Raw genomic sequence first — 6,668 nt, 5'->3', positions numbered from 1 at the left:
TCTGACTCCAGCGCGACCGGCTCACAGCCCAACACCGGCTCTTCGGACAAGCCACTTCCCGGACCCGCCACCAGCAAGCCTAGAACCCTCGTCCCCGCGGTGTCTTGACCTAAAGGGGTGCCATGAGGGGACGAAACGGAGCGCCCAAGGCTGGAGTCAGCGGGGCGTTCCGAGCCGTCGTGCTGCCCACCACACGCCCGCCATCCCCAGCACGAACGCGGCAACTCCGATCACCCACGGGGGGACTGCAGGGTCTGGCGGGATGGTCAACAGGTCGTGCGGTGGGTGGGCTCGGTCGTACGCCACCGACCACCCCAGACAGCCAACCACCACGGCTAGGAGGACGCCACGCGCGCTCATCGGCAGATCCAGTAAACGGAGGGTTCCTGGCGCACGGCTGACACGAGGGCAGCCGGTGAGACCTGGCCCCGCGCCTGAGACGCGGCTCGCGCCCGCCGCGCTCCTTCGGGAGACTGCTCTGCATGCCAGCCGAGCGCCCATGGTTCCACTCCGCCGTCGTCTACCAGGTCTACCCGCGCAGCTTCCAGGACAGTGACGGCGACGGGATCGGCGACCTGCGCGGCGTCATCCGGCGTCTCGACTACCTCGCGACCCTCGGCATCGACGTGCCTGGCTGTCGCCCATCTACGCCTCGCCGCAGGACGACAACGGCTACGACATCAGCGACTACCAGGACATCGACCCGACGTTCGGCACACTGGAGGACTTCGACGAGCTGGTCGAGCAGGCGCACGCCCGCGGCATACGGATCGTCATGGACCTCGTGGTCAACCACACCTCCGACGAGCACCCCTGGTTCGTCGAGTCGCGCTCGTCGAAGGACTCGCCCAAGCGCGACTGGTACTGGTGGCGCCCGCCGCGGGAGGGGATGAAGGCCGGCGTCCCGGGGGCCGAGCCCACCAACTGGCACTCCTTCTTCAGCGGCTCCACGTGGGAGCTCGACGAGGAGAGCGGCGAGTACTACCTGCACCTGTTCTCGCGCAAGCAGCCCGACCTGAACTGGGAGAACCCGCAGGTGCGCCAGGCGGTCTACGCGATGATGCGATGGTGGCTCGACCGCGGCGTCGACGGCTTCCGGATGGACGTCATCAACATGATCTCCAAGGACCTGCCACTGCGCGACGGCCCGCTCATCGGCCCCGGCCCCTGGGGTGACGGCTCGCCCTTCTACATCTGCGGGCCGCGGATCCACGAGTTCCTCCAGGAGATGCACCGCGAGGTCTTCGAGGGCCGCAAGGACTCGCTGCTCACCGTCGGCGAGATGCCGGCCGTCACCGTCGAGGAGGCCGTCCTCTTCACCGACCCGGCCCGTCGCGAGGTCGACATGGTCTTCCAGTTCGAGCACGTCGGCCTCGACCACGGCGACCACAAGTGGGACCGGCGGCCGCTCAGCCTCGTCGACCTCAAGGCCTCGCTGGGCCGCTGGCAGGAGGGCCTCGCCGAGGTCGGCTGGAACAGCCTCTACTGGAACAACCACGACCAGCCGCGCGCCGTCTCGCGCTTCGGTGACGACGGCCAGCACCGCGTCGAGTCCGCCAAGCTGCTCGGCACCGTGCTGCACCTGCACCGAGGGACGCCTTACGTCTACCAGGGCGAGGAGCTCGGCATGACCAACGTGCCCTTCGCCGACGCCAGCTCGTTCAAGGACATCGAGTCGCTCAACTACTACGCGGCGGCGACCGGTCAGGGCCTGCTCGTCGAGGAGGTGCTCGACGCCCTGCGGCTCGGCAGCCGCGACAACGCCCGCTCCCCCGTGCAGTGGGACACCTCCCGGCACGCGGGCTTCACCACCGGCACGCCCTGGTTCCCGGTGCACCCCAACCACCGGGAGGTCAACGCCGGGCAGGCGCTGGCCGACCCCGACTCGGTGTTCCACCACTACCGACGGCTCATCGAGCTGCGCCACACCGACCCCGTGGTGGCCGAGGGCACCTTCACCATGCTGCTGCCGGACGACCCGGTGCTCTACGCGTTCACCCGCTCCCTCGGCGAGACGACCCTGCTGGTGGTGGCCAACTTCAGCAGCCACCAGCACCCCGTCGAGGGCCTGCCCGAGGCCGAGCGGTGGGCGGCGGCCGAGCTCGTGCTCGGCACCCACCCGGAGCCCTCCACCCCGGCGCCCGGGCCGCTCGTGCTGCGGCCGTGGGAGGCGCGGGTGCTGCGCCGCACCCGGTGACGGGTTGCCGGTGCCCCGGCCCGGGTGTTCAGTGGAAGGTGGGCGACCGCCGTACCGGCTGGCGCCACGACCACCGGCCGGCGCGCCCCTCACCACAACCGAGGAGGCCTCATGACGACGGCTCGAGACATCATGCACACCGGTGCGACCTGCATCGGTGAGGACCAGACCCTGCTGGAGGCCGCGCAGATGATGCGCGACCTGGGCGTCGGCGCCCTGCCGATCTGCGGGAACGACCAGAAGCTGCACGGGATCATCACCGACCGCGACATCGTCATCAAGGCGGTGGCGGAGGGCAAGGACCTCGGCTCGTGCACCGCCGCGGAGCTCGCGCAGGGCCACGTCACCTACGTCGAGGCCGACACCGACATGGAGGCCATCGTCGACCTCATGGGCCGCGAGCAGGTCAAGCGCATGCCCGTGATCCAGGACCACCGGCTCGTGGGCATGATCAGCGAGGCCGACCTCGCGCAGCACCTCGACGACGCCCACCTGAGCAAGTTCGTGGAGCACGTCTTCGCCCGACCCTGACCGCCACGCACTGCCCGGTATGCCGGCTCGCCGCCACCGTGCGCCCGGGCCGGTTTTCCGTGTCCGCCGCCACCCGGCCTACCCTCTGTGTCCATGCGTTCCTCCCGCCTCATCACCCTGTTCCGTGTCGTCGCCTTCGCCGAGGCGGTCTCCTGGGCGGGGCTGCTGGCGGGCATGTACGCCAAGTACCTGACGGACGCCGGCGAGCTGGGCGTGAAGGTGTTCGGCCCGATCCACGGCGGGATCTTCGTGCTCTACGGCCTGCTCACCCTGGCGGTCGCCCGGGCCCGCCGCTGGTCGTGGGGCACGCTCCTGCTCGGGCTGGTCGCCGCCGTGCCGCCGTTCGCGACCGCTGCCTTCGAGGTCTGGGCCGCGCGGACCGGCAGGCTCGGGCCGAGCACCCGCCACCCCCTCCGCGGTTCGGGGTACTCGCGAGCGCTGTAACACGCGGTAGCACCCCGACCCCAGCCGGCCGGCCACCCGGCATACCGGCCTCGTCTGAAATGCTGAGGCATGGCCGCGCGAACGACCAGCCCAATGCTCACCTGGACGACCCTGGCGCCCTTCGGTGCCCTCGTCGCCCTGGCGCTGACCTGGGGACGCGGTCTCAACACCCCCATCGTGGTGGTCGTGGCGGCCCTGCTCGCCGCCGCGGTGCTGGCGTCGGTGCACCACGCGGAGGTGGTGGCGCACCGGGTCGGGGAGCCGTTCGGGTCGCTCGTCCTCGCGGTGGCGGTGACCGTGATCGAGGTGGCGCTCATCGTCACCCTGATGATCTCGGGCGGCAAGGACACCTCCTCGCTGGCGCGTGACACCGTCTTCGCCGCCGTGATGATCACCTGCAACGGCATCGTGGGCCTCAGCCTCTTCGTCGGGGCGCGTCGCCACGGGCTGGTCACCTTCAACGCCGAGGGCGCCGGCGCCGCACTGGCCACGGTGACGACGCTCGCCGTCCTGACCATGGTGGTGCCGACCTTCACCACTAGCGAAGCCGGCCCGGAGTTCTCGGGCGCCCAGCTGACGTTCGCCGCGGTGGCCTCGCTCGCCCTCTACGGCATGTTCGTCTCGACGCAGACGGTGCGCCACCGCGACTTCTTCCTCCCGGTCTCCGCCGAAGGCCAGCCGCTCGACGACGAGCACGCAGAGCCGCCCACGAACCGTGAGGCGTACACCAGCCTCGGCCTGCTGCTGCTCTCGCTGGTGGCGGTGGTCGGCCTGGCCAAGGTCGAGTCGCCGGCGATCGAGTCGGCGGTTGCCGCGGCCGGGCTGCCGCAGTCCTTCGTCGGTGTCGTGATCGCGCTCCTGGTGCTGGCACCCGAGACGCTGGCAGCGGTGCGCGCCGCGAGCCGCAACCGCCTCCAGACCAGCCTCAACCTCGGGCTCGGCTCGGCCATGGCCAGCATCGGCCTGACCATCCCCGCCATCGCCGTCGCCACGATCTGGCTCGACGGACCCCTGCTGCTGGGCCTCGGCCCGACCCAGATGGTGCTGCTCGCCCTCACCGTGGTGGTCAGCGTGCTGACCGTCGTGCCCGGACGGGCGACGCGGCTGCAGGGCGGCGTGCACCTCGTGCTGCTGGCCGCCTTCGTGTTCCTCGCCATCGCCCCCTGAGCCGGAGCCGGGTCGCGCGGTCAGATCGAGGACTGGCCGGCCGGCTCGTGCTCGCCCTCGAGGGCAGCGGTGATGAGCTTGCCGAGCACCTCGACCGAGTGTGCACCGGTCAGGGCGACCTGGCGGTTTGCGACGAAGAACGGGACCGCGGTGACGCCCAGCTCGGCAGCCTCCTGCTCGTCGGCGCGCACCTTGTCGGCGTAGTCGCGCCCGGCCAACACGGCTGCGACCCGGCGCCCGTCGAGACCGGCCTCGCCCGCGAGCCGCTGCAAGGCCTCGTGGTCGTCGATCGACTTGCCCTCGCTGAAGTGGGCGCTGAACAGGCGCTCGAGCACCGCCGCCTGCAAAGCGGGGCCGCCCTGCACCAGGCCCAGTGCCACCAGGCGGTGGGCGTCGAAGGAGTTGGCGTCGACCTGGGCGTCGATGTCCATGTCGATGCCGTCGGGCCGGCCGATGATCGCGGCCCGCTCGACCATGCGCCGGGCCTCGTCGAGGTTGGTGCTGTGCCGGTGAGCCAGCCGCTCGACGACCAGGACGCCCTCACCGGCCGGCTTGCCAGGGTCCAGCTCGAACGCGTGGTAGGTCACCGTCACCTCGGACGGCTGGGCGCTCTCCGCGATGGCCTGCTCGAGCCGCCGCTTGCCGATGTAGGACCACGGGCAGACGACGTCCACCCACACCTCGATCTCCACCTCGCTCATGGGCCCATCCTCACACGGACGCGCGGGTCGGGCCCGGGGCCAAAGGACGCTCCTGCCTACGATGACGGCATGAAGCCACCGCTCCGGACCCACCTGCCCCAGCCGCGGCACGCACGGCGGTCTGCCGCCTCGGTGGTCGTCGTGATCGCCGCCGCCACCGTCCTGGCCGCCTGCGGGGACGGCGACACGACGCCCATGGGCGACCACGGCGCGATGATGTCGTCGACCACGCGGACGGCCGGCCGCTCCCCCAGCGGCCAGGCGACGACGCGCGCTCCCGGCGCGACCGGCTCGGCCACCGCCGGCACCCCCGCCGCCGGACCCCACAACCAGGCCGACATCGACTTCGCCGCGGGCATGGTCCCGCACCACCAGCAGGCCCTGGTCATGGCCGACATGGCGCTCGCCCACGGTGGGACCGACGACTTCGTCGCGCTCGCCAGGGCGATCAAGGCCGCCCAGAAGCCGGAGATCGACCAGATGTCGGGGTGGCTGGCCGGATGGGGCCAGCCGGTGCCCGAGGGCGGCGGCCACATGGGCCACTCCGGCATGGGGATGATGAGCCAGCAGGAGCTCGACGACCTCGACGCGATCGAGGGCATCGGGTTCGAGGGCATGTGGCTGGTCATGATGATCGAGCACCACGAGGGAGCGATCGCCATGTCCCGCACCGAGCTCGACAGGGGCGCCAACGCCGAGGCGAAGAAGCTGGCGCAGTCCATCATCGAGTCCCAGACCGCCGAGATCGCCCAGATGAAGGCCATGAAGGACAAGCGCGCGAACTAGGAGCGAACGAGGACCTGCGCGGCGTCTCCGTCCGGGCGGACGCGACGGCCCCCGACCACGTGGTCGGGGGCCGTCGGCGGTTTCGCGAGGCGTCGTGGAGGTCGGCCGTCAGGGACGCCCGTAGGTGACGTCGGAGGACCAGATGTCGCGCAGGTCGACAGCCTTGCCCGTGCGCGGGGAGTCCCACATCTTGCCGTCCCCGGCGTAGATGCCCATGTGGTGGGCGGGGGCGCCGAAGAACACGAGGTCGCCCGGCTGCGGGTCGGAGACCGGCGTCACCGCCTGGCGCTGCTCCTCGGCGGTGCGGGGCAGGTCGATCCCGATCTGGCGGAAGACGTACTGCGTGTATCCCGAGCAGTCGAAGCCGGTCTCGGGCGACGTGCCGCCGTAGCGGTACATGATGCCCTGGTACTGCGCGGCGATCCCGAGGATGCCGCCCGCTGCGGGCTTGAGCGGCGCCCGCTCGACCGAGCGGCTGGCGGCCTGCTCGGTGCGCTCCGACTGCGGCTGCGGCTCGGGCGCGGGCTCCGGGCGGGGCGCCGGCTTCGGCTCGGGCTTCGCGGTGGCCGTGAAGCCGATGACGCCGAAGGCGTCCTGGGCGACCGGCGCAGCGGCCTCGGGTGCCTTGACCGCCACCGGTGCGGCGACCGAGCCGGTCTTGGGCTTCTCGGCCGGCGCGGCCTGCGAGGGGATCGCGAACGCGGCGACGAGGCCACCGGAGGCGGCGAGGACGGCCGAGGTCTTGACGGCCGGCTCGGCGGACTTCGCGACGATGTCGGTCAGCTCGGACAGGGGGTTGAAACGGCCTTGCGCACGGTGGCGCCCAGCGTGATGTGACACGG

Annotated in this window: 6 protein-coding genes and 1 pseudogene; 5 read left to right on the top strand and 2 right to left on the bottom strand. The window is 71.5% G+C overall.

The window, feature by feature from the left end; genetic code table 11:
• Positions 1–482: 482 nt before the first annotated feature.
• The 4 genes and pseudogenes from P2F65_RS11430 (at position 483) to P2F65_RS11415 (ending at position 4,339) form a co-directional block, all read left to right on the top strand.
• Positions 483–2,197, top strand: a pseudogene (locus P2F65_RS11430) (alpha-glucosidase).
• A 111-nt stretch (positions 2,198–2,308) separates the two neighbouring features.
• Positions 2,309–2,728 (top strand): CBS domain-containing protein, encoded by a 420-nt coding sequence (locus P2F65_RS11425; RefSeq protein ID WP_275807163.1) that lies wholly within the window; start codon positions 2,309–2,311, stop codon positions 2,726–2,728.
• 93 nt (positions 2,729–2,821) lie between these two features.
• Positions 2,822–3,172, top strand: coding sequence for a DUF3817 domain-containing protein (locus P2F65_RS11420; protein ID WP_275807160.1), 351 nt, complete (start codon positions 2,822–2,824; stop codon positions 3,170–3,172).
• Between the two features lie 93 nt (positions 3,173–3,265).
• Entirely contained in the window at positions 3,266–4,339 is a 1,074-nt protein-coding gene (locus P2F65_RS11415) for an ionic transporter y4hA (RefSeq protein WP_275807157.1), read from the top strand.
• A 20-nt stretch (positions 4,340–4,359) separates the two neighbouring features.
• Here the strand turns inward: P2F65_RS11415 and P2F65_RS11410 are convergent, their stop codons facing one another.
• Entirely contained in the window at positions 4,360–5,040 is a 681-nt protein-coding gene (locus P2F65_RS11410; RefSeq protein WP_275807154.1) for a DsbA family oxidoreductase, read from the bottom strand.
• Between the two features lie 69 nt (positions 5,041–5,109).
• Here P2F65_RS11410 and P2F65_RS11405 point away from each other — a divergent pair, with 69 nt between their 5' ends.
• On the top strand, positions 5,110–5,826 hold the full coding sequence (locus P2F65_RS11405; protein WP_275807151.1) for a DUF305 domain-containing protein: 717 nt from the start codon (positions 5,110–5,112) through the stop codon (positions 5,824–5,826).
• A gap of 108 nt (positions 5,827–5,934) precedes the next feature.
• Here P2F65_RS11405 and P2F65_RS11400 read toward each other — a convergent pair whose 3' ends face one another.
• On the bottom strand, positions 5,935–6,666 hold the full coding sequence (locus tag P2F65_RS11400) for a C40 family peptidase (protein WP_275807147.1): 732 nt from the start codon (positions 6,664–6,666) through the stop codon (positions 5,935–5,937).
• Positions 6,667–6,668: the final 2 nt, after the last annotated feature.

It is taken from the genome of Knoellia sp. p5-6-4, assembly GCF_029222705.1.
GTDB lineage: Bacteria > Actinomycetota > Actinomycetes > Actinomycetales > Dermatophilaceae > Pedococcus_A.
Note: the sequence above shows the minus strand (reverse complement) of the source record. Positions and strands in the feature narration are given on the sequence as shown.

Bases quoted from the DNA above. Each gene is read 5' to 3' on its own strand.
- P2F65_RS11410 (WP_275807154.1), bottom strand. From the start codon at position 5,040: ATGAGCGAGGTGGAGATCGAGGTGTGGGTGGACGTCGTCTGCCCGTGG.
- P2F65_RS11420 (WP_275807160.1), top strand. From the start codon at position 2,822: ATGCGTTCCTCCCGCCTCATCACCCTGTTCCGTGTCGTCGCCTTCGCC.
- P2F65_RS11415 (WP_275807157.1), top strand. From the start codon at position 3,266: ATGCTCACCTGGACGACCCTGGCGCCCTTCGGTGCCCTCGTCGCCCTG.
- P2F65_RS11405 (WP_275807151.1), top strand. From the start codon at position 5,110: ATGAAGCCACCGCTCCGGACCCACCTGCCCCAGCCGCGGCACGCACGG.
- P2F65_RS11425 (WP_275807163.1), top strand. From the start codon at position 2,309: ATGACGACGGCTCGAGACATCATGCACACCGGTGCGACCTGCATCGGT.